This is a genomic window from Pseudodonghicola xiamenensis DSM 18339 (genome assembly GCF_000429365.1).
Classification (GTDB): domain Bacteria; phylum Pseudomonadota; class Alphaproteobacteria; order Rhodobacterales; family Rhodobacteraceae; genus Pseudodonghicola; species Pseudodonghicola xiamenensis.
Genome location: NZ_AUBS01000018.1, coordinates 57,967 through 80,248, shown reverse-complemented (window position 1 = coordinate 80,248; position 22,282 = coordinate 57,967). Strand labels below are relative to the sequence as shown.

At 61.0% G+C, this 22,282-nt stretch carries 19 protein-coding genes; 13 read left to right on the top strand and 6 right to left on the bottom strand.

The window, feature by feature from the left end; all coding sequences use genetic code 11:
- Positions 1-402: 402 nt before the first annotated feature.
- Entirely contained in the window at positions 403-2,964 is a 2,562-nt protein-coding gene (locus tag G455_RS0114885; protein ID WP_028094431.1) for a GcvT family protein, read from the top strand.
- Between the two features lie 64 nt (positions 2,965-3,028).
- Here the strand turns inward: G455_RS0114885 and G455_RS0114880 are convergent, their stop codons facing one another.
- Positions 3,029-3,913 (bottom strand): LysR substrate-binding domain-containing protein, encoded by an 885-nt coding sequence (locus tag G455_RS0114880; RefSeq protein WP_028094430.1) that lies wholly within the window; start codon positions 3,911-3,913, stop codon positions 3,029-3,031.
- A 158-nt stretch (positions 3,914-4,071) separates the two neighbouring features.
- On the opposite strand from G455_RS0114880, the gene G455_RS0114875 reads away from it, so the two are divergent.
- On the top strand, positions 4,072-5,310 hold the full coding sequence (locus tag G455_RS0114875; RefSeq protein ID WP_028094429.1) for an aromatic ring-hydroxylating oxygenase subunit alpha: 1,239 nt from the start codon (positions 4,072-4,074) through the stop codon (positions 5,308-5,310).
- Between the two features lie 6 nt (positions 5,311-5,316).
- Positions 5,317-6,399: a hybrid-cluster NAD(P)-dependent oxidoreductase gene (locus G455_RS0114870; protein ID WP_028094428.1), complete on the top strand. Its 1,083-nt coding sequence runs from the start codon at positions 5,317-5,319 to the stop codon at positions 6,397-6,399.
- A 396-nt stretch (positions 6,400-6,795) separates the two neighbouring features.
- Here the strand turns inward: G455_RS0114870 and repC are convergent, their stop codons facing one another.
- From repC to repA, 3 genes are all read right to left on the bottom strand, one after another.
- On the bottom strand, positions 6,796-7,890 hold the full coding sequence (gene repC, locus G455_RS0114865) for a plasmid replication protein RepC (RefSeq protein ID WP_028094427.1): 1,095 nt from the start codon (positions 7,888-7,890) through the stop codon (positions 6,796-6,798).
- Positions 7,891-8,117: 227 nt separating this feature from the next.
- Positions 8,118-9,086, bottom strand: coding sequence for a plasmid partitioning protein RepB (gene repB, locus G455_RS0114860; protein ID WP_028094426.1), 969 nt, complete (start codon positions 9,084-9,086; stop codon positions 8,118-8,120).
- On the bottom strand, positions 9,086-10,288 hold the full coding sequence (repA, locus tag G455_RS0114855; protein WP_028094425.1) for a plasmid partitioning protein RepA: 1,203 nt from the start codon (positions 10,286-10,288) through the stop codon (positions 9,086-9,088). The genes repB and repA overlap by 1 nt, the downstream gene beginning before the upstream one ends.
- 479 nt (positions 10,289-10,767) lie before the next feature.
- On the opposite strand from repA, the gene G455_RS0114850 reads away from it, so the two are divergent.
- Positions 10,768-10,998: a tautomerase family protein gene (locus G455_RS0114850; protein WP_028094424.1), complete on the top strand. Its 231-nt coding sequence runs from the start codon at positions 10,768-10,770 to the stop codon at positions 10,996-10,998.
- 34 nt (positions 10,999-11,032) lie between these two features.
- On the opposite strand, the gene G455_RS0114845 is transcribed toward G455_RS0114850, so the two are convergent.
- On the bottom strand, positions 11,033-11,665 hold the full coding sequence (locus G455_RS0114845) for a TetR/AcrR family transcriptional regulator (protein ID WP_051312536.1): 633 nt from the start codon (positions 11,663-11,665) through the stop codon (positions 11,033-11,035).
- 144 nt (positions 11,666-11,809) lie between these two features.
- Here G455_RS0114845 and G455_RS0114840 point away from each other — a divergent pair, with 144 nt between their 5' ends.
- The 5 genes from G455_RS0114840 to dctP all read left to right on the top strand — a co-directional run bounded on the left by G455_RS0114840 (position 11,810) and on the right by dctP (position 17,361).
- The gene (locus tag G455_RS0114840; RefSeq protein WP_028094422.1) at positions 11,810-13,501 is read left to right on the top strand and encodes an AMP-binding protein; all 1,692 of its coding nucleotides are present in this window, start codon (positions 11,810-11,812) and stop codon (positions 13,499-13,501) included.
- Positions 13,494-14,264 (top strand): enoyl-CoA hydratase-related protein, encoded by a 771-nt coding sequence (locus G455_RS0114835; RefSeq protein ID WP_028094421.1) that lies wholly within the window; start codon positions 13,494-13,496, stop codon positions 14,262-14,264. Before G455_RS0114840 ends, G455_RS0114835 begins: the two co-directional genes overlap by 8 nt.
- Before the next feature lie 130 nt (positions 14,265-14,394).
- On the top strand, positions 14,395-14,916 hold the full coding sequence (locus G455_RS0114830) for a TRAP transporter small permease subunit (RefSeq protein ID WP_028094420.1): 522 nt from the start codon (positions 14,395-14,397) through the stop codon (positions 14,914-14,916).
- Positions 14,906-16,231 carry a TRAP transporter large permease gene (locus G455_RS0114825; RefSeq protein ID WP_028094419.1) on the top strand — a complete coding sequence of 442 codons (1,326 nt, stop codon included), beginning with the start codon at positions 14,906-14,908 and terminating at the stop codon, positions 16,229-16,231. The genes G455_RS0114830 and G455_RS0114825 overlap by 11 nt, the downstream gene beginning before the upstream one ends.
- A 41-nt stretch (positions 16,232-16,272) precedes the next feature.
- Positions 16,273-17,361, top strand: coding sequence for a TRAP transporter substrate-binding protein DctP (dctP, locus tag G455_RS0114820; RefSeq protein ID WP_028094418.1), 1,089 nt, complete (start codon positions 16,273-16,275; stop codon positions 17,359-17,361).
- A gap of 109 nt (positions 17,362-17,470) precedes the next feature.
- Here the strand turns inward: dctP and G455_RS0114815 are convergent, their stop codons facing one another.
- Positions 17,471-18,454, bottom strand: a complete 984-nt coding sequence (locus G455_RS0114815) for a GntR family transcriptional regulator (protein WP_028094417.1) — start codon at positions 18,452-18,454, stop codon at positions 17,471-17,473.
- 356 nt (positions 18,455-18,810) lie between these two features.
- On the opposite strand from G455_RS0114815, the gene G455_RS0114810 reads away from it, so the two are divergent.
- Genes G455_RS0114810 through G455_RS0114795 form a run of 4 tightly spaced genes read left to right on the top strand, consistent with a single transcriptional unit; the run spans position 18,811 to position 22,270 of the window.
- Positions 18,811-19,785 carry an ABC transporter ATP-binding protein gene (locus G455_RS0114810; RefSeq protein ID WP_229861815.1) on the top strand — a complete coding sequence of 325 codons (975 nt, stop codon included), beginning with the start codon at positions 18,811-18,813 and terminating at the stop codon, positions 19,783-19,785.
- Positions 19,785-20,696 (top strand): ABC transporter permease, encoded by a 912-nt coding sequence (locus G455_RS0114805; protein WP_028094415.1) that lies wholly within the window; start codon positions 19,785-19,787, stop codon positions 20,694-20,696. The genes G455_RS0114810 and G455_RS0114805 overlap by 1 nt, the downstream gene beginning before the upstream one ends.
- A 3-nt stretch (positions 20,697-20,699) precedes the next feature.
- On the top strand, positions 20,700-21,542 hold the full coding sequence (locus tag G455_RS0114800) for an ABC transporter permease (RefSeq protein ID WP_028094414.1): 843 nt from the start codon (positions 20,700-20,702) through the stop codon (positions 21,540-21,542).
- Positions 21,542-22,270, top strand: coding sequence for an SDR family NAD(P)-dependent oxidoreductase (locus G455_RS0114795; protein ID WP_028094413.1), 729 nt, complete (start codon positions 21,542-21,544; stop codon positions 22,268-22,270). The genes G455_RS0114800 and G455_RS0114795 overlap by 1 nt, the downstream gene beginning before the upstream one ends.
- Positions 22,271-22,282: the final 12 nt, after the last annotated feature.

The window sequence follows — 22,282 nt, the reverse complement described above, 5'->3', positions numbered from 1 at the left end:
GACATCGTGATGCGCTGACGGGGCAACAAATGCGGTCACGGACCCGATTACAGAGATTGACCGGAACGGCGGATAGAGCGCTTGACGCGTCGCTTTCGTTCTGGAGCCATAAACCAGCCCCCGGCGACGGAGGGCGCGCCCCGGCCCGAACCGGAGCGCTGACAGTGAGGGAAACAGATGAAGGCACTGGTGCCAGTCGAACGGGATATCGCCCATCATGCGGACATTCGTATCAAGACGGATGGTCCAGCCCTCCAGACAAGATGATCCTCATGTCGGGCGCCGGCAGCCGCGGCGCGGCGAACGGTCGTTTTCCGCGCGATGAATGCCGGTTGGGCCAAAGCGCCCGCCCCGATCCAGACTACTGTTCAACACAAACCTCTCGCATAAGTGGAATGATCCATGTCTTCGTTTCCTGAACGTGCAAACGTCGTCATCGTCGGCCTTGGTGGCATCGTCGGCGCCTCGGTCGCGCATCACCTGATCGAACGCGGCTGGGACGATATCGTCGGTATCGACAAGTCGGCCATCCCGACCGATATCGGCTCGACCGGCCATGCCTCGGACTTCTGCTACGTGACGAGCCACGATCTCCTGAGCACCTGGAGCTCGATGTACTCAGTCGATTTCTACGAGAAGATGGGCCACTACAGCCGCATCGGCGGGCTGGAAGTCGCCCGCGTCGGCGATGACGAACGGATGGAAGAGCTGAAGCGCCGCTGTGACTCGGGCCGGGCCTTCGGCACACGCGTCAAGATGATCTCCGCCGCCGAGGCGAAGGAGAAATTCCCGCTTCTCGAAGAAGACCAGATCCAGGGCGCGATGTGGGATCCGGATGCGGGCCTTGTCGTGCCGCGTTCGCAGACCGTCGCTGGCAAGCTGGTCGATGCCGCCGAGAAGACCGGCAAGCTGCGGGCCTTCGCAAACACCCCGGCGCTGGAGCTGATCCAGGAGAATGGCCGCGTCGTCGGCGTGAAGACCCATCGAGGCACGATCATGGCCGACCACGTCGTCGTCTGCGCCGGTCTCTGGGGCCGCTTGATCGCCGGCATGGTGGGCGAAGACCTGCCGGTGATGCCGGTCGACCACCCGCTGACCTTCTTCGGGCCCTATGACGAATTCGCCGGCACCGGCCTGGAAATCGGCCGCCCGCTGCTGCGCGATCAGGGCAACTCCGCCTATCTGCGCGACACCGGCGATCCCGCGACCACCGAAGGCGGTCAGATCGAATGGGGCTATTACTACGAGGAAGAGCCCCGTCTGGTGCACCCGCGCGAAATTCTCGAGAAGGGCCAGGCGCGCCTCGGGCCGTCAATGCGTGACCTCGTGCTGGAAGATGTCATCGAACCGCTTGAAAAAGCGATGGAACTGACCCCGATCCTGGCAGAGCTCGGCTTCAACGAAAACCATTCCTTCAACGGCCTGCTGCAGACCACCACCGACGGCGGCGCGTCGATGGGCGAAAGCCGCAAGGTGCGCGGGCTGTGGTATGCGGTGGCGATCTGGGTCAAGGACGCGCCCGGCATGGGCAAGCTGATCGCCGACTGGATGACCGACGGGCGCACCCATATCGACCACCACGCCATCGACTACTCCCGCTTCAGCGACTTCCAGCTGACGGAAGAATTCATCTATGACCGCTGCTGGGAGACCGCGAAGAAGATCTACAATCCCCCGATTCACGTGCGTGAACCGTTCTCCAAGGGCCGCAACGTCCGTCGCTCGCCCTTCTACGAACGTGAAGTCGAGCTGGGTGGTTACTTCATGGAACTGGGCGGCTGGGAACGCGCCCATGGCTATGCCGCCAACGAACATCTTCTGGAGAAATACGCCGATCAGGTGCCGGTGCGTGAAGCCGAATGGGACAACCGCCATTTCTGGCGCGTCTCCAACGCCGAGCAGCTTGAGATGAGCGCGGATTGCGGCATCATCAACCTGTCGCACTTCCACATGACCGACATTTCCGGCCCCGACCATGTCGAGCTGATGGAATACCTCTGCGCCGCGAAGATCGGCGGCGACGCCAACATCGGCAAGGGCATCTATACCCATATGCTGGATGACGAGGGCAACGTCCGGGCCGACTTCACCGTCTTCCGCATGGAGGATCGCTGCCGGCTGGTGAACGGCGCCGATGCCGGTCCGCGCGATCAGATGTATATGAAGCGCATGGCGCAAGACCGCGGGCTTGATGTCACCATCACCGATGTGACCGAGGCTTTCACCACCATCGGCATCTGGGGCCCGAACGCCCGCGAAAACCTGAAGAAGGTGGTCGCCGATCCCGACATGCTGGATGTGGAGAACTTCCCCTTCGCCGCGATCAAGACCATCGAGATCGCCGGCAAGAAAGTCTCTGCCTTCCGCATTTCCTATGTGGGTGAACAGGGCTGGGAGCTGCACATGGCCTATGAGGACGGGCTGGCGGTCTGGGATGCGCTGCGTTCGACCGGCGTGATGGCGGTGGGCGTCGAAACCTATGCCAACTCGCGACGTCTGGAAAAATCGCTGCGTCTGCAGAACGCCGATCTGAACACCCAGTACAACCTCTATGAGGCCGCACTGGCGCGTCCCAAGGTCAAGGAAGCCGATTTCCGCGGTAAGGAAAAGCACCTGGAATATCGCGCCCGCGATCATCAGCCGGCCATGCTCTGCACTCTGGTGATGACCGAGAATACCGATCGCAACGGCGTGAAGCGGTATCCGAACACCACCATGCCGGTGATGGACCCGGAAACCGGCGAAACCCTGGTCGATGAGCTGGGCCGCCGGTCCTACACCAGTTCGGTCGCTTTCGGGCCCAGCATCGGCAAGAACATCGCCCTGGCTTATCTGCCGTGGGAGTATTGCCAGAAGGGGCGTAAACTGACCGTCTCGTATTTCGACGAGCTCTATCCGGTCGAGGTCGCAGGGGTTGGCTATGAGCCGCTCTATGATCCCCAGAACCTCAAGCCGCGCAGCTAACCGGACAAAGACGCCTGCCGCCAGTGGAAAACGATCCGCCGGCGGCAGGCATGCCGCAACGGCCTCAGGCCCCGGTGTCCTGTTCCGCCAGCCAATCCGCGAACAGGCGCGCATTGGCCGAGGCCCTGGCATGGATCCGCAAATAGAACGAGTATGGCGATTGCATCGCCTCGGGGACGAGTTGCACCAACCGACCGCTGTCGAGATAGCTGCCCAACAGCCCCTCCCAGCCGAGTACGGCGCCGATATCGTCTTCGGCCGCCTTCAACCCGATCAGATAATTGTTCAGCGAAAACTCCGCCCCCTTTGGCGCCGGCCGATTCATTGCCGAAAACCATTCCGGCCAGTCCGTCCAGGCGTTTGCGCCGGACCGGATGCGAATCAGCGGCACTTCGGCCAAGTCCGAAACCTGCCGGATCCCGAAGGTGCTGGCGAAATGCGGGCTGCCAAGCGCCAGAATCCGATCCCGGAACAATACGCGCGTTTCGTCATCTTCCTGTGCCGGATCACCATAGTGAATGCTCAGATCGACGCCCTGCGTGCGCCCGCTGTCCTCGATGATCTGCGAAATCGCAACACCGGGATGCGCCTTCCAGAACGCTGCAAGCCGCGGGGTCAGCCAAAGGCCGCTCATAGCGGTCGTCGCAGTGATCGACACAGCGGTGCGGTCATGACGGCTGCGAATGCGGGTGACGCTGTCGGAAATCCCCTCAAAGCCACGTTGCAACGAAACGAACAGCAAGGCGCCCGCCTCGGTCAGGTCGACGCCACGGTAATGACGGTTGAACAGAGGTTGCCCCAGTTCCTGCTCCAGGGCCTTGATCCGATGGCTGACAGCCGCCGGTGTCACATTCATTTCGGATGAGGCCAGTTTGAAGCTTAAATTTCGTGCAGCCGCTTCAAAGCAGGCTAAGTCACCTAAAGAGGGCAGATCATAGGGCTTTCGCATATGAAATAGTCGCTTTCAGGCAAGAGATGTCGCTAATGAGACATGCCACACATGACATTAGCTAATCTAATCTAAGATGAGATTTTTGACAATTGCAAACGGGGCCGCGTGATGGCTTCGTCCTGGGCGAATTGCCCTTCCGCGACAGGAGTCTCACCATGGTCAGCCAGGCCGCCCCCCTCGCCGAGCTGCTGATGCAGCACCGCCCCGGACATGCACTGCAGCAGCCGTTCTATAATGCGTCCGAGATTTTCGAGGCCGATCTTGAGACGATCTTCTATCACGACTGGCTCTATGCGCTGCCGGCCTGCATGCTGGAGAAGACCGGCGCCTATCAGCGCATGAAAGTCGGCGTCTATGATGTGATCGTGATCCGCGACGGCAAGGGAGAAATCCGTGCCTTTCATAACACCTGCCGGCACCGTGGGTCGATCATCTGTTCCGCCACCCTGGGCCGTGTCGCCAAGCTGACCTGCCCCTATCACCAATGGACCTACGATCTGGACGGTCGGCTGATCTGGGCCCGTGACATGGCCGCAGATTTCGATGCCTCCAAACATGGGCTGAAGCCGGTGCATTGCCGCGTGGTGGCAGGGCTGGTCTATATCTGCCTGGCCGAGGACGCGCCCGATTTCGACGCCTTCTCTGATACCGTCGCCCCCTATCTTGGCGTGCATGACCTGTCCAACGCCAAGGTGGCGCACCAATCGACCATCATTGAAAAGGGCAACTGGAAGCTGGTCTGGGAGAACAACCGCGAGTGCTATCACTGCGCCGGCAATCACCCCGACCTGTGCCGCACCTATCCCGAGGATCCCACCATCACCGGCGTAAGCGCCGATGGCACCTTCCCCGAGAAGGTCGAGAACCATTTCAACCGTCTCGAAGCCGCCGGGGCACCATCCCGCTTCCAGATCGACGAAGAAGGGCAGTATCGTGTTGCCCGGATGCCGCTGCTGGACGGCGCGGAAAGCTACACCGTCAACGGCAAGATCGCTGTGCAGAAACGTCTGGGGCAGGTGCCGTTCCTCGATGCCGGCACGCTGCTGCTGTTCCATTATCCGACCACCTGGAACCACTTCCTGACCGACCATTCGATCACCTTCCGGGTGACCCCGATCGGCCCGCAGGAAACCGAGGTACAGACCACCTGGTTGGTGAACAAGGATGCGGTCGAGGGTGTGGATTACGATCTGGAGAACCTGACCCGGGTCTGGACCCATACCAATGACGAGGATCGCCGCGTTGTCGAGGACAACCAGCAGGGCATCAACTCTCCGGCCTATGAACCGGGCCCCTACTCCGCCACGCATGAAGATGGCGTGCTGCAGTTCGTGAACTGGTATCTCGACCGGATGCGCAGCGCCTATGCCCCGCAATCCCTGGCAGCGGAGTAATCCCGGATGACGAAGACCCAAGTCGTACCAGCCGGTCCCTGGACCGATGATGAGATGCTTGAATGCGTGTCGATCCTGCCAGAGACCGAGCATGTTGTAACCGTCTGTTTTCAGGCTCCCTCGCGGCGTCCGTTCATCTTCGACGCCGGCCAGTTCATCACGCTTGAACTGCCGGTGCCGGGCGGGCCGCTCTACCGGACCTTCACCATCTCCTCGTCGCCGACACGGCCCAAATCGCTGACCGTGACCATGAAGGCGCAGTCCGATTCCATCGGGGTCCGCTGGATCATCGACAATCTGCGCCCCGGGATGAAGCTGAAGGCGACCGGGCCGACCGGTCATTTCACCTCGGCCAAGAGCCCGGCACCTAAGTATCTGTTCATCTCGGCCGGTTCCGGGATCACCCCGATGATGTCGATGACCACGGAGATTTACGATCTCGGTGGCCATTGTGACATCGTCTTCGTGAACTGCGCTAAACGGCCATCGGACATTATCTTCAAGCGGCGGCTTGAGCATATGGCGACACGGATTGCCGGGCTTGACCTGAAATGGGTTGTCGACCGGCCTGATCCGTTCCAGCCTTGGACCGGGTTTCAGGGCCATTTCAACCAGTTGATGCTGGGCCTGATGGCGCCCGACTATCTGGAGCGGGAGGTGTTCTGCTGCGGTCCGGATTCCTTCATGCAGGCCGTGCGCGAAGCTTTGGCCGGTCTCGGCTTTGACATGGACCATTATCATCAGGAAAGCTTCCATGCGCCCGGGACGCCGGGACCGGAGCTGATCGAACTGCCGGTGCCGGATGACGACCTTCCCGAGGAAGACGTCATGGCAGAGGTTATTTTCGATATTTCCGGGGTGTCGCAATCCTGCCCTGAAACTGAAACCGTGCTCAATGCCGCACGTAGTGCCGGTGTCGCGATTCCGTCCGGTTGCACCTTCGGTGTCTGTGGCACTTGCAAGACCAAGAAGCTTTCGGGCGAGGTTCATATGGTGCACAACGGCGGCATCACCGAAGAAGAGATCGAAGAAGGCTATATCCTCGCCTGTTGTTCGAACCCGCGCGGCAAGGTCACGCTCGAACTTTGATCAGTATAATGATGGAGGCCGCCCCTCGTGGGTTGGCCTCTGCCATGACTTGGTCCTCCTGGGAAAGCGTGGGGTTGGCGAGGCTGACCGGAAAAGCCGCTTGATCCCCCTGCCCTTTCCGAGGCCGTGGACCGAAATTCCCATATTTTTTATCTGACCGCTGCGGGCGTGTCATGCTTGCCTTAAGGCTAGATGATCTGGCTGAAAGCTCCTGCGCAACGGGATTGTCCGCGGACAACGTCAGTTGGGCCGTGCGATTGGGAACAGGGATTGAAAGATTGGCTTTCGCCTCCACCCGTTGCATCTTAAAACCCTCCCTACCCTTTTGCGCAATTGTCCGCGGACAATATGCGCCGATTGCCGTTCAAGCTCGATCTGATCGCCACTTCCCAGAGATCATGCCGGGCTCGCTTGGCTCTGGGTCAATCGGCGGACAAGACGCATGGGATCGAAATCCGCGCTTTTCCGACCCGTAGTGATTGATCTGAAATAGGCTCCGACCGATTGGATCCGATCGTGGAATTGCATCATTGCCCAAACCGTGATCGCTGTGTTGTAAAGCCCCAACCGCTGCTCTGCGGCCTGATAGCTGGAGCTGTCGATGCCGATCATCGGGGCAAGCGTTCGAGCATGAGCGATCACCTGTGCTGCGGTTTCCACCGGAGCCAAGGAGAACGTGGCCGCTTCTGAGCATGTTGCGACAAGTTCGGACACGGTCACTGGCGGTTGGTCCTGGGTTGATTGAGCTGTGTCTTTGCTCTGGGCGTTCTTCTTATCAATATTTTCTTTTTTTGACTTATGATGGTGCCGGACATTTTGGCCGTTGCTGGCGGACATATCTTCTTGCTCACAGGTCGGGGTGTCGATGTCGCCTTCGGTCTCTGCGATGGTAACCGCCAGGGCGTTCAGCGCGTCGTGACATTCGGTAACGGTCAGCTTGCGGCGCAGCAGACGTCGGGCTGCCAGAGCTTGCGGATGCTCGGGATCTTGGTCCAGAAGCTGTTTCATCGCGGTGCGGATCTTGCAGCGCAGATAAGCAATCTCTTCGTTCTGCTGCAGCACCTTAGCCGCCAGCGCGGCGATTTCCGCCAGCCGATCGAATAGCGGGGAGAGGTCGAAGCCAAAGCGCAAGACCTTGCCTTCGCGACTGTTCTGCTTGCTGAAGCGTTTGCCGTTGGGGCTGTCCCGCCGGATCAGCAGGCCGGCCTCTTGCAAAAGGGCGGCGTGGCGCCTGAGCGTGCGGTCGGTGATTCCGTTACGGCGGAAACTGAGGGTGGCGTTCGAGGCGAAGACAATGTGATGGCTGCGTTTCGGTGGCAGGCAGGAAAGCATTGCATCAAGCGTTGCCAAAACGGAGGCGCGCAGTCCCAAAAGGGGGGCGGCATTGCGAAGAGTGTCGATGACTATATGCCGTTCTGGAACGCTGTTGTCCGCGGACAACAGCACCCCGGTCCGCTCTCCGAGGGAGGCAGATGCTTGGATGAATGCCATGATTTTTCCACGACAACCGGTCGGGAAAGGCCCCGTTATCAGATATTTCTAGGAAAAGGTCGCAAATCTCCATTCAACCGAATCGGTTGTTGTTGACTGCGGCAGAGAAGCTGGTAAATCTGAGGGTGCTAAGAACAGATTGGGCTCTCCGGGGATGACCTTGGGGGGCTCTTTCTTTTTGGGCTGCTGATCGTGCTCCTTTTGCTGTTAGTTCTGCTCGTTATCGTTCAGTCGGACGCCTGCTCCGACTGCCACGCCTCATAGAGGCGCATCAGCTCGGTTTCCGCGTTGTCACGCATCCATCGGGCGAAATCCGGGGTTGCCGTTTTCGACAGCTTGAGTGTCAGGGCGCGAGCCGAATCCTTGATTTCCACCAGTGGGGTCCCGTCCTTCAGAGTGACCTGAAGGGCAGGGGAGGGGGTCGGGCTGGCCGGCGTCTGCAGCTTGCGGGCCACGGCATCCTGAACCCGGGCAAATCGGTCATCGGACCCAGGCAGCCCCTCCAGATCAAGCTCTGTAACGATCTGAAGAAGGTCGAGCCCGTGGTCGCGGGTCCGGTCGGCAAGCTCCTCCCAACGGCGGCGCCCGATCCCGTGGGCGGATCCGATCACCTGGATCACCTCTGCAGGGATCGCGCGGGTAACCTTGTTCATTCGCGACAACATCGGCTTGTCGATAGCCAGCGCGTCGAGGATGACAGGCTGGTCGTAACCGCCTGCCGCCAGTTCCGCGGCGAACAGCGCTTTCTCGATAAAACTGGGGTCGAGCCGCTGGGAATTCTCCTGCCCCTGGGCTAGGACGGCCTCTTCATCCGACAGCGACCGGACCAGTGCTTTCGCCGGCAGCCCCAGAAACCGGAGTGCCCGCAGGCGTCGCCGCCCGTAGACAATGCGATAATGCCCAGGCTTGTCCGCGGTGGGGCGGACCATGATTGGCACTTGTTGGCCGTGTTCGCGAATGCTCTGGGCAAGGGCTGCGACATCCGTATCATTGAACGACAGCCGGTCTTTTGGGCCGTCCTCCTCAATCGCCTCGATCGGGATATCCCGGACCGCGTTGCTGGAGAGATCCTTGAGCGTGGATTTTACCCCGCTCATCGCCCCGGTATTGGGGAAACGGGATTTCGGATCCTTTTGCGGCGTTTCACCAGGCGTCGCCGGCGGGGGAGGGGGCTGGAACAGATTTCTACGCGCCATCAGTCAACCTCCCGTCCCCAGGCCTGTTGCAATGTCTTTTCGAATTCATTCGCCACCCCGTTTACGCTTTCGAGAATCCGGTCGAGCGTCTTTTTGACGACCTGCGAGGGATCGAGTTCGTAAATCGTCTGTTGTGTCATCCCGGCATCGGAAATGGCGGTGGACTTGAGCATCGGGGTGGTCAGCACCTGATTGAGCAGAATTGACCGCAAGAACCCCGCCATCTGCGATTGGGGCACATCAGTGGGTTCATAGCGCGTAATCAGGAATTTGAGGAAATTCCAGTCGATCGGGCCGTTTACCTCTTCCAAGGTTTGAACCGTTTCTCCTGCCATTTCAAGGAATTGCGCCATCGAAGCGACGTCCAGCATGCTGGGAATGACCGTGATCAGCAGCCCAGTCGACGCCAGCAATGCGGTCATCGTGGTAAAGCCGAGCTGCGGCGGGCAATCAATGATCACCAGATCGTAATTCGCTTCGATCTCGTCCAGCGCGATGGCAAGGCGCTGGGTAAAGGGTGGATCGACCTTGTGCTGAAGCGCATAGGCGGTTTCGGTTTCATATTCCGACAGCAACAGCCCGGCGGGGGCGAGGTGAAGGTTATGAAAATAGGTCTCGCGCACCACCTGGCTCAGCGGTACCGGATCATTGTATTTCAGCGCGTCATAAATGGTGCCGCTTTCGGCAAATTCGATTTCAGGACGGTAGCCGAACATGGTGGTCAGGCTGGCCTGCGGATCCATGTCGATCGCCAGCACCCGATAGCCGCGCAGCGCATAGCGTTGCGCTAGATGGATGGCGGTGGTGGTCTTGCTTGACCCGCCCTTGAAGTTGACGATCGAAATGACCTGAAGCGCATCGCCTTCGCGCCGACCGGGAAGATAAGCGTCGCCATTGCGGCCGGTGCGGGCCATCACATGGCGGATCTGGTCGATCTCCTCGGCGGAATAGAGTCTGCGTCCCCTGGAATCAGTCTCTACATCGGGGAAATCGCCGTCCTGGTGCCGGGTCCTCAGGTTTGACATGCTGATCCCGGTCAGCTCCGAGACCTCGGCGGGATGAAATTTGCGCAACGTCTTCCGGCTTTCGGGTTGAAAGCTGTTGCGCATATGGGCGTCAAGCGCTTCGGAGAGGCGCGCCGCATTGCTGGCGATCGAAGCCGCGATGGATCTGGAGCCGGTGATGTCTGTCGTCGAATTCATGCTGCCCTCATGACCTCTTGGTGGGTCTTGTTGGTTTCGTCGCCAAAGTGCGGTATTTTCGTTATCTTGCGACAACTGAACTCATGACACGCAACTCTTCACCAGACAATAGTTTTTTGATCTACCCGGATAAGCAAGGGTTGGCCAAGCTCGGCGTCCGCTATAGGGGCAGGAAGCTAAATATTTGAAAACATATGCTTCTGCAGGTTTTCCATTTCGACAGGGGCGTGCCTGATGCGGATCAGCAATGTCGGCGGGATGTGCGGGGAGTTCGGCGTGCCGCGAATCAAGACCCCTGAGAAACCCTTGAGAGATTCACCGGAACAGAGCCTGTTTTGCAAGGGTCCTGCGGGGCACGCGGGCTCTGCTCTGGGCCCGGTCGGCTCGACAATCTCGTTGACCTCTGAAAAGAGAACAGCAGAAAACGCGCGGGAGGCAGGGATGTCGCCCGGAGGGCTGACCGACAGGAGAAAACAGCCATGCCCCATGTCATCGTCAAAGCCTGGCCGGGCCAGACCGAGGATCAGAAAAATCGTCTGGCCGAAGCGATCGCCCGAAATGTGATGGAGATTTTCGAGACCCGAGACGCTTCGGTTTCGGTGGCGATTGAGGAGGTGGCGCCGGAGCGCTGGAAAGAAGAGGTTTATGTGCCGGACATCGCCCAGGCCGATCCCGGGACGGTGTACAAGGCCCCCGGCTACGAGATGTAGCCCCCTGGCGTCTTGGGGTGCTGGCCCGCTGGTCTCAGCGCGCCAGCGCAATGCCCAACGGGTCAATGACTGCTGCGGTGGCCAGCCGGGTGTATTCGTCGCAGATCCTGGCTTCTGACAGCGGCCCGTCGGCATTGTACCAGGTGGTGATGCCCGACAACATCGCCAGGATGGAATAGGCCGCCACCCGCGCCTCGCCCGGTCGCATCACCCCGGTCGTCATGCCCTCGGCAATAATCTCCATCAACGCTTGTTCATATTGTTGCCGAAGCTCGGTAACGCGCTGGTAGTTCTCCGGCTCCAGGCTGCGCAGTTCGGAATAGCAGATGAAGACCTCGCGACGCCGGCGAATGTGATAGACCAGATGGAAGTGTACGAAGGCGAGATAGCGATCCAGCGGCGCCCCGCTTGACGGCACCGCTTGCCGCATGCTGGTCAGCAGCTCGTTCATGTGCAGGCAGATCAGATCGACAAGAAGCTCTTGTTTGGTCGCATAGTGACCATAAAGCGTGCTTTGTCCGATGCCTGCTTGCGACGCCAGCAGGCGCAGCCCCATCCCCTCATAGCCATGCTGGTAGATCAGTTGCAGACCGGCAGCCCTGATCTGGGCGAGTGTATCCTGTCGGGGATCAGGGGATTCGGTGTTTTGGGGGCCTGATTCGATCATTCGTTCGCAATGTTTCCGGTTTTTCGCTGATATTTATGAATATTGACATAAATATACCGCTCAGTCTAGCATTTGGCCGATCACTTGATCGGCGCATATGCGCCGGGAGGACAGGAAGGAGAACCGGCTTTGCAGGGGAGAGCAATGTCGGCGTCAGGGCTTGCGGCATTCGAATGGCAGGTTCCGGCGCAATTCAACATCGGCGAAGCTGTTTGCGATCACTGGGCCGAACGGGAGCCTGATCGCATTGCCATCATCGAGGTCGATGAGGACGGCGTGGCCGAACATCACAGCTATCGGCAATTATCCGAAGGTGCGGCGCGGCTGTCGAATGCGCTGGCGGCGCGGGGCATTGCCACGCACCGGCCAGGGCAGGCCGGTGACCGGGTCGGGGTGCTGATGCCGCAATCGCTGGAAACAGCGGTGACCCATATCGCCGTTACCCGCATGGGCGGGGTGTCCTTGCCGCTATTCGTGCTGTTCGGGCCCGAAGCCCTGCTGCATCGGCTGCGCGATTCAGGCGCCCGGGCGGTGGTGACCCGGGCGGAGAATCTGGATACGCTGGCCAGTATTGTCGCCGATCTGCCTGATCTGGACCTGATCCTGTGCAAAAATCTTCCCGACGGGGTGGCACAGCGGTTTCCCGGTATTGAGCTGGTCGATTTCGACGCGGCCTGCGCCGATCAGCCGACAAGCTTTCCGATGGCGCCGACGGCGGCAGAGGATCCGGCGATCATCATCTATACCTCGGGGACCACGGGCAATCCCAAGGGCGCATTGCATGCCCATCGGGTCCTGCTGGGGCACCTGCCGGGGGTCGAGGTCAGCCATAATCTGTTCCCGCAACCGGGGGATCGGCTGTGGACGCCGGCAGATTGGGCCTGGATCGGTGGCCTGCTCGATGTGCTGCTGCCCGGGCTCTATCACGGTGTCACCGTGGTGGCCTGCCGGTTCCGGAAATTCACCGCCCGGGCCGCCTTTGACCTGATCCGCGATCAAGGTATCCGCAATACGTTCCTGCCGCCCACCGCGCTCAAGCTGATGCGGCTGGAACCCGAGGCCGCCGCCTGGAACCTGTCGCTGCGCTCGGTCGCCAGCGGTGGCGAACCGCTCGGGGCGGAGCTGCTGGAGTGGGGCAGGGGGGTCTTTGGCACCACGATCAACGAATTTTACGGCCAGACCGAATGTAACATGACCATCTCCTGTTGCTGCGCGATTGAAGAGCCGGCGCCGGGGGCGATGGGGCGGGCGGCGCCCGGGCATCGGGTCGCGGTCATCGACGGCGACAGCGGTCAGGTTCTGCCCTCGGGCACCGAGGGCGAGATTGCCGTTCTGGCGCCTGATCCGGTGATGTTCCTGGGTTATTGGAACAATCCCGAAGCCACCCGGGCGAAGTTCATCGACGGGCCCGATGGGCGCTGGCTTCTGACCGGTGATCGCGGCCTGTGCCGGGCCGACGGGCGGTTCGCCTTTGTCGGCCGGGATGACGATGTGATCTCCTCTGCCGGATATCGGATCGGCCCGGCCGAGATCGAGGATTGCCTGCTGAAACATCCCGCCGTGCATCTGGCCGGGGTGGTCGGCCAGCCGGACCGGGTGCGTGGCCATGTGGTGGCCGCCTTCGTTACCTTGACCGAAGGGTATCGCGCCGGGGCCGATCTGGCGGCTGAGATTTCGCGCCACGTCAAGGATCGGCTGGCGGCCTATGAATACCCCCGGGCGGTGCATTTCGTCGACGAGATGCCGATGACCACGACCGGCAAGATCATCCGGGCCGAGCTGCGCAAGCAAGCCGAACGGCTGGCCCTTGAACAAGAGGGGGCCGGGCTTGGCTGAGGTTGTACTGACAGAGACGCTGGACGATATCGGCGTGGTGACGATGAATCGTCCGGAGGCACATAACGCGGTGGACGGCGCATTGTGCGACGGTCTGCGCGCGGCTTTCGACTGGATCGAACAGGACGAGACAATCCGTGTCGGGGTGCTGTGCGCCGCAGGGCGGAGCTTTTGCGCCGGTATGGATCTCAAGGCCTTCGCCGCAGGGGAAGGAGACGCGATCCTGAACGGGCGCGACGGATTCGGCGGCCTGGTCCGCCGGCACCGCAACAAGCCACTGATCGCGGCCGTCGGTGGCGCGGCCCTGGCGGGCGGATTCGAATTGGCACTGGCCTGCGACATGATCGTTGCCTCGCCCGGGGCCCGTTTCGGGCTGCCGGAACCGAAACGCGGCCTGATCGCCGGGGCAGGTGGCACCTTTCGCCTGGCCGAGCGCGTGCCGGCGGCAAAGGCGGCCGAGATTCTGCTGACCGGGCGTATCTTCGACCGTGACGAGGCCGAAACGCTGGGGCTGATCAGCCGCAGCACCGAAACCGCCGATCCGAAACCCGAAGCCCTGGCGCTGGCGCGTGACATCACCGCCTGCGCGCCGCTGCCGGTCAGCGCGATTCTGTCCCTGCTGCATGGTATGGGGCAGGGAGATGAAACCGCGCTTTGGCACGAGAGTGATCGGGTCTTTGCACCGATCGCGGTGTCGGGTGATGCACATGAGGGCGCGCTGGCCTTTGCCGAGAAGCGCGCCGCGCGATGGCAGGGCTGCTGAGTGCTCGGGTGGGTTGCTAAAACAGCCAATAAATTGCAGGCTCCGCCACGGAGTAAGAAGGGAATAGACAGCCCCTGTGGGGCTGTCCGAAATGGCCGAAACGGCCGCGAATTTTGGGGAGGCTTCTGATTTGCCGATCATTCGCCTGATCAACGGCATCAACGAGCTCGTCGGTCGGATTGTATCCGTCGTCGCTATCGTTTTTGCCGGGATCATCATCTACGACGTCTTCATGCGCTATGTGTTCGGGTCACCGACACGCTGGGCGTTCGACCTGAGCAAGCAGCTCTATGGGTTCTACTTCATCTTGCTGGGTGGTTATGCCCTGCGCCATCAGGCGCATGTGCGGGTCGATCTTCTGACCGAGCGAATGGGTCATCAGTTCCGTCGATGGACCGAGGTCGCCGGCTATCTGATCTTCTTTTTGCCGTTCGCCTGGGTCTTTACCCGGCGCAGCTGGGATTTCGCCATGACCTCCCTGAAACAGGGAGAAGTCACTTATGGCGCGGTGCAGCTTCCGGTCTATCCGCTGAAAATCGCCATGTTCGTCGCAGCCGCGCTGTTGCTGATTCAGGGCGTGGCCGAAGTGCTCAAACTGGTTCTGAACAAGACCGACCACCTTGAACCGATGGAGCCGATGGATGTCCGGTGAAGCAATTGCGTTGATTATGTCGGGCCTGCTGCTGCTGGGCCTGTTCATGGGGCATCCGCTGGCCTTCGTGCTGGGCGGGACCGCGGTTCTGGGGGCGGTGATCGCCGGCAAACCGATGGTTCTGGGGATCGTGGTCAACCGGATTTTCGGCGATGTGCTCGACAATTACGTTCTGATCGCCATTCCGCTGTTCGTGCTGATGGCGCGGTTCCTGTCCGACAGCGGTGTCACCGACAAGATGTTCGAGGCCCTGCGCCACCTCATGGCGCGGGTCACCGGGGGCCTCGGGCTGGCGGTGGTCTTCATCTCGATCCTGCTGGCCGCGACCACCGGGATCATCGGTGCCTCGATCACCGTGATGGGGATGATGGCGCTGAAGCCGATGCTGCAATATGGCTATGACAAGAAGCTGGCGACCGGGCTGATCGCCTCTTCCGGCTGTCTCGGTATCCTGATCCCGCCTTCGATCATGCTGATCCTGATGGCCTCCTATGCGCCGGGCCTGTCGGTCGGGCAGCTCTTTGCCGGGGCGATGATGCCCGGGGTTCTGCTGGGGCTTATGTATGCGATCTATGTGGCGGCGATCGCCTGGTTCAAGCCGGAATGGGCGCCGCCGGTCCGGGACGAGGAACAGATCAGCCGCGCCGCGATGTGGCGGCTGCTGATCGTCGAGGCCGTGCCGCCGCTGGTGCTGATCCTGGGCATTCTTGGATCGCTGCTGGCTGGTATCGCCACCGCAACCGAGGCCAGCGCCATCGGTGCCGTGCTTGCGCTGCTGATCGTGATCTCGCGCGGGCGGTTCGAATGGGCGACCTTCTATTCGGCGTTGCTGGAAACCGGACGGACCTCGGCGATGATCCTGTTCATCGTGGTCGGTGCCACCGCCTTTACCGGGGTGTTCAACATCACCGGCGGGCTGCGAGCCAGCCAGGATCTGATCCGCGGGCTGGCGGATGACCCCTATATGCTGGTGGCGATGATGCTGCTGGTGGTCTTCATTCTGGGTATGTTCCTGGACTGGACCGGCATCGTCCTGCTGTCCTTCCCGATCTTCCTGCCGCTGGTCAATGAAATGGGGATCAACCCGCTGTGGTTCGTGATCCTGATGGCGGTGGTTCTGCAGACCAGCTTCCTGTCGCCGCCCTTTGGCTATGCGTTGTTCTATATGCGGGCGATTGCCCCGGACGACGTGTCGACCGGGGACATTATCCGGGGTGTATTCCCCTTCATTCTGTTGATCATCTCGATGTGTGTGATGATCATCTTGTTCCCGTCGTTGGTGACCTGGTTGCCAAGCACGCTCTACGGCGGGTGACCCTATTTTGTTAAGTTCGAAGTCATGAGGAGGTTCTGACTATGAAGAAGATGATGACGATCGCAGCTCTCGCGTTGAGCACTGCGGCGCCCGCCGTTGCCGAGACCTGGACAATGACCACCACCTGGCCGTCGAGCCTCGAGTTGATCGAGACCGACAAGCATTGGGTCAAGATGGTCAACGACCTGGTCGATGACGACAAGCTGCAGATCGAATTCTATGACGGCGGCAACATCGTTCCGGCGGGCGAGGTCTTTGGTGCGGTTGAATCCGGGACCATCCAGGCCGGTGCGGACTGGCCGGGCTATTGGGCGGGCCGCGACAGCGCGTTTTCGCCGTTGGCTACCACCGCCAGCCTGTTCAATGCGGTGGACTATGTGAACTGGATCCAGGAATGGGGCGGTGCCGACCTTTACAATGAGGTCTATGGCAAGTTCGGCATGGTCTATCTGCCCTATGGCGTGACCAACAACGAATCCGGTTTCCGTACCGTGAACAAGCCGATCAAGACGGTTGATGACCTGAAAGGTCTGCGGCTGCGGCTGTCGGGGCTGGAGCAGGGCAAGCTGCTTGAAAAGCTGGGCGGTAACCAGGTCAGCATGGCCGGCGGTGAAATCTATCAGTCGCTGGAACGCGGTGTGATCGACGGTGCCGAATTCTCGACACCGAACGTGGATTATTCCGGCGGCTTCCAGCAGGTCACCAAATACTGGTCGACCCCGGGCTGGCACCAGTCGTCTTCGGTCTTCGGGGTGATGATCAACAAGGCGGCCTGGGACGCGCTGGATGCGGAAACCCAGGAACGCCTGAAGATCGCCGCCAATGCCACCATGCTGTGGAGCCTGTCGTTCACCGAAAAGCGCGCCACCGAAGCCTATGGCGAATTCAAGGCCGCCGGGGTTGAGATCGACCGGCTGGATGATGCTGCTCTGGCGCAAATCCAGCAGATGGCCAATGAAACCATCGAGGAAGTCGCCTGTCAGAACCCGCTGTCGGCCAAGGTCTATGCCAGCCAGCTCAGCTATCTGAAGGATTATTCCAGCTGGCGCGACGCTTCGGCGCCGTTCAACCTGGGCCGCACCCCCAACGGCCCGGATCTGGCCAAGATCGAGGCCTGCGCCGGCCAGTAAGGCAAACGGTCCGACGGCCATTTGGACGCCGGACCTGATAGCATTCTTTCACGCGGCTCGTGGCGATCGCCCGGGCCGCGTGATTGTTTTTTGGGGGGGCACAGCGGCGTCAGGCGCGCTGAAGATAATCGGGGAAATCCGATGTCGGTTCGATGATCGCAGTGATTTTCAACTGTGCTACTGTCCGTTCGCAGGCCTTTTGCAGATGCATCGACAACATGCTGGTTGCAGCCGAGATCGAGCCGGAAAGCGCCAGTTCACTGATCTGCCGCAGTTCCAGAAGCGATTGTGTATCCGGGGGCAGCCCCAGCGAGAACAGTGCCGACTGGCAGGCCTCGAGCGCGAGCCGGTTGCTTGACGCATAGGTGGCCAGATCCGTGTTCGGGGTGGTCAGAACGGCCAGTTCAAAGAACCGGCGATCCAGTGAAAACCATTTCGTCGGGGTCAGGATTTCTCCCGGGGACAGGGCGTTGATCTCATCGGAAAGCTGCCGCAGGGCCTCGACCGGCAGGCTGGCCGACCGCAGGGCCGCCACTTCGAGGATCGAGCGCAATTGGTATTTGTCCTTGATCCGCTGCGAGGTCAGCGGCTCCACCACCCAGCGCGAGGTTCGGCTTTTCTGCACCAGGCCGCGCTCCTGCAGCCGCCCCAGGGCGTCACGGATCAGGGTGCGCGACACCCCGAATTCCTCGGCCATCAGGGATTCGATGATCCGATAGCGCCCGAACACCGGACAGCGGGTGACGTGATAGGCCACATCGTCATAGATGCGCAGCCAATTGGGTTTGCCCATGGCCTCGTCCAGGCCGGACAAGTCGAATTCGATTAGCCGAAGGTCTTCGCGTTTCGGGGCGCCTGAGCCGCCGTTGACCAGAAACCCGCGCCCCGAGAACCGTCGGATCCGGCCTTCGGCCTCGATCATCTCAAGCGCGCGCTTCACCGTGGCCCGTGACATTTCCATCCGTTCAGAAAGCGCGCTCTCCTGCAGGACGAGACCGGGATAGAGCAAACCGATCTCGATGTTGTGGCGAATCAAATTCGCCGCAGCCTCGAAAAGGGTTGTGCGTTTGTCCGTCTCTACCTCGGTTTTCACGGGGCGTTTCCTTCGTTTGTCCGTGGGTCGTGCATGAGCTGCGGGCAGAATAGGCGGCAAAGATCTGGCATGGAAGTCTTTCCTCTACTGCACGCAAAAATCGTTTTGTCGGCAGATGCCGTCGCGGCGATGCACAGAATTTCAGCGAAGAACCTCAGATTCAAAGGGATTTCAAAGTCTTCCAAGCTGGTTTGGTGCTCTGAAGGATGCGACTAAAATGATGTTTGCGATGCAAAAATCATTTTAGTCTTGCTGTGTTCGGTAGAATCGACTTTTGTATCAAAAAAATCGTAATCAGGGAGAGCACAGTGCTTACGCTAAGCCGGGTCAGTCGCCGATACGGTGGGACCGTTGCCTTGGACGGCGTTGATTTCGTCGTGCCGGAAAACACCTATATGTCGCTGCTTGGCGCGTCGGGGTCCGGAAAGACCACGCTGCTGCGCCTGATCTCGGGCTTCGAAGAGCCGGACGCGGGCGAAATCGCCATTGACGGAGAGCGGATCGACGGCAAGGCGCCGCATCTGCGTGATATCGGCTTCGTGTTTCAGAACTTCGCCCTGTTTCCGCATCTGACCGTGGCGCAGAATGTCGCCTTCGGGCTGCGGTATAGCGCCGTCTCTCCGGTCCGCGACGAGGCGGAAATTGCCGGCCGGACCCAGGATGCGCTGCAGCTTGTCGGTCTCGACGGCTTCGGGCACCGCTCCGTCAGCGCGATTTCCGGCGGTCAGCGTCAGCGGGTCGCGCTGGCGCGGACGCTGGTAACGGAACCGCGGATCGTGCTGCTGGACGAACCGCTGGGGGCGCTCGACGCCAATTTGCGCGCGCGCATGTGTGACGAACTGAAGGCCATTCGCGAACGTCTTGGCGTCAGCTTTCTACATGTGACCGGATCGGAAACCGAAGCGCTGACCATGGGCGACAAGGTGGCGGTATTGGCCAACGGGCGCATCGTGCAGTCGGACACGCCGGATGTGCTGTTCTCCAGCCCCCGGAATGCCGAAGCCGCGCGCCATCTGAACGCATGGAACATCTTTGATGCCGGCCTGTGTGGCGCGGCGTCGGAGGCGGTGCGGCTGGCGGTGCGGTTCGATCAGATCGACGTGGCGCCACAGGGGCAGGTCCCTTCGGACCGCCCGCATCTGAGCGCGAAATATCTGACCGGAGAGTTCAATGGCCCCACTGCCCTGGCGTTCTTTCGGTCGAAGGACGGCACCTTGATGCAGGTCGTCGATCACCTGAGCTGCCCCCGCCTTCCGGCTCTGGTCGAAGGCCAGAGCTATGATCTCCATTTCGCGTTCGATGCGGCGCGACAGTTCCAGGAAGCCGTTTGATGACCTCTGTTTTGACAGACACCCCGCGTCCTGCCGCGCAGTCGCCATCGGAATTGCGCGAGACAAGGGACCGCCGTCGGGCGCTGGCGCTGCTGACGCCGGGGCTCTTGTGGATGTTCTTCTTCATGGTCCTGCCGATGTGCATGGTGGTCTATGTGTCGTTCTGGACACAAACGACGTTTTCGGTGAACTCCACCCTGACCACGGCAAGCTGGGAACGGTTCATGAGCTCGCCGACCTACCTGGGTGCGATCTGGACCACCTTGCGGATCTGGGCGATCGTCCTGCTGGCAACCCTTGTCGTCGGCTATCCGGTGGCGCTGTTCATCGGCCTTTTCGTGCGCAACAAGACGCTGCAGACGGCGTTGCTCGTTGCCTGCGTGATCCCGTTCTGGACCTCGTTCCTGATCCGGGTGATCGCCTGGCGTCCGATGCTGGGGACCGAAGGGGCGATCAACACGATCTTGATGAACCTCGGCATCATTCACGAGCCGCTGACCTTCCTGTTGTTCTCGGAATTCTCGGTGCTGGTCGGCATGACGCAGATCTATTGCGTGTTCATGGTCGGGCCGATCACCTTCATGCTGGGCCGGATCGACGCATCCGTGATCGAGGCCGCGCGCGATCTGGGTGCGTCCTTCGGCACCATCTTTCGCCGCATCATCCTGCCGCTGTCGCTGCCGGGGGTGATGGTTGGGGGCATTTTCGTCTCGGTCATGGTGCTGGGCGAATTCGCCACCGCCGCCTCGCTGTCGGGCCGCAAGGTCAACCTGCTGGGCAATATCATCGTCAGCCAGGTCGGTTCGTTGAAATGGGCCTTTGCCGCCGTCGCCGGTGTGGTGCTCACCCTCATCATCACTGCGGTGATCGCGCTCGCGCTGCGCATCGTCGACCTGCGAAAGGAAATGTGAGCCATGCAATCCCGCATCCTTCGCCCCACACTTGCCCTTTATACCGTCCTTTTCCTGCTGTTCCTCTATGGACCGATGATCGTCCTGGCGATCCTCTCGTTCCAGAGCCCGGACGGCGGGCCGCAATTCCCGATCCGCGATTGGTCGATCTACTGGTATCAGCATCTGCTGGGGCTGGCCGATACCTCGCGGGTGTCGCAACTGCCCGTCGGCGACAGCCTGTTGCGCTCGATCGTGCTGGCCTTCATGACCACGGTCGTGTCCACCGTGCTCGGGGTGATGAGCGCCGAGGCCTTCCGCACCAAGTTCAAGGGCTCCGGGCCGGCGTTCTACCTGATCATCCTCGGGATGATGGTGCCGGGTGTTCTGGTCGGTCTCGGGATGGCGCTGCTGTCCAACACGCTGGGGATCGGGCGGGCCTGGTGGAGCACCTCTTTCGTGCTGCACGTGGTCTATACCTATCCCTTCGCCTTCCTGGTGATGCTGGCCATCTTCAACCGGTTCGATCGCACTGTCGAAGAGGCTTCGTTGTCGCTGGGGGTCAGCCCGGCCCAGACGTTCCGCCGGGTGACCTTTCCGATCATCTTTCCGGGCGTGCTGTCGGCCATGCTGTTCTCCTTCACGCTCAGCTATGACGAATTCGCCCGGACCTTGTTCACCGCCGGCAGGGAACTGACGCTGCCGCTGGCGATCTACGGCACCTTTTCGGTGGAAATCTATCCCAACATCTTTGCCTTCGGGGTGCTCACAACGCTGTTCAGTTTCACGCTGCTGGTGATCTACGGCCTGCTGATGAAGCGGTTCACCGCCAGGGCCACCCGGTTCCAGGGTCAGGAGGAGGCGTGATGATCGCTCTTGTAACCGGCGCCGGCTCCGGTATCGGAGCCGCCATTGCCGAACGGCTCGCCGCTGATGGTCATATCGTTGCGGTCAATGATCTGTCGCTCGCTGCGGCGCAGGCCACCGTCGACGCGATCGGCAAGGCGGGCGGTCTGGCCCGCGCCTATGCCGCCGACGTCAGCGATGAGGGCCAGGTCAACGCAATGGTCGCGGCCATCGCCGGCGATCTGGGTGCGCCCGACATCCTGGTCAACAACGCGGGGTTCGGCCATCAGGCGCCGTTCGAACAGATCACCCCCGAGCAGTTCGATCGCATGTTTGCGGTGCATGTGCGGGGCAATTTCCTGTGCACCCGCGCCTGTCTGCCGGCGATGCTCGGCCGGGGCGAGGGCTATATCGTCAATGTCGCATCGCAACTGGGTCAGATCGGCGGGGTGGAACTGGTTCACTATGCCGGCGCCAAGGCCGCGATCATCGGCATGACCAAATCGCTGGCGCGGGAAGTTTCTGGCCGGGGCGTGCGGGTCAACGCCGTGGCGCCGGGGCCGATCAACACGCCGCTGGTCGAGGCCCTGTCCGAGAGCTGGCAGGCCGCCAAACGGGCGGAGTTGCCGCTGGGCCGCTTCGGTAGCCCGGCCGAGGTGGGCGGGGTGGTTGCCTTCCTCGTCTCTCCGGATGCGGCGCTGTTCGTCGGGCAAACGCTCGGACCGAACTCTGGCGACGTCATGCTGTGATCCTAGAAACGG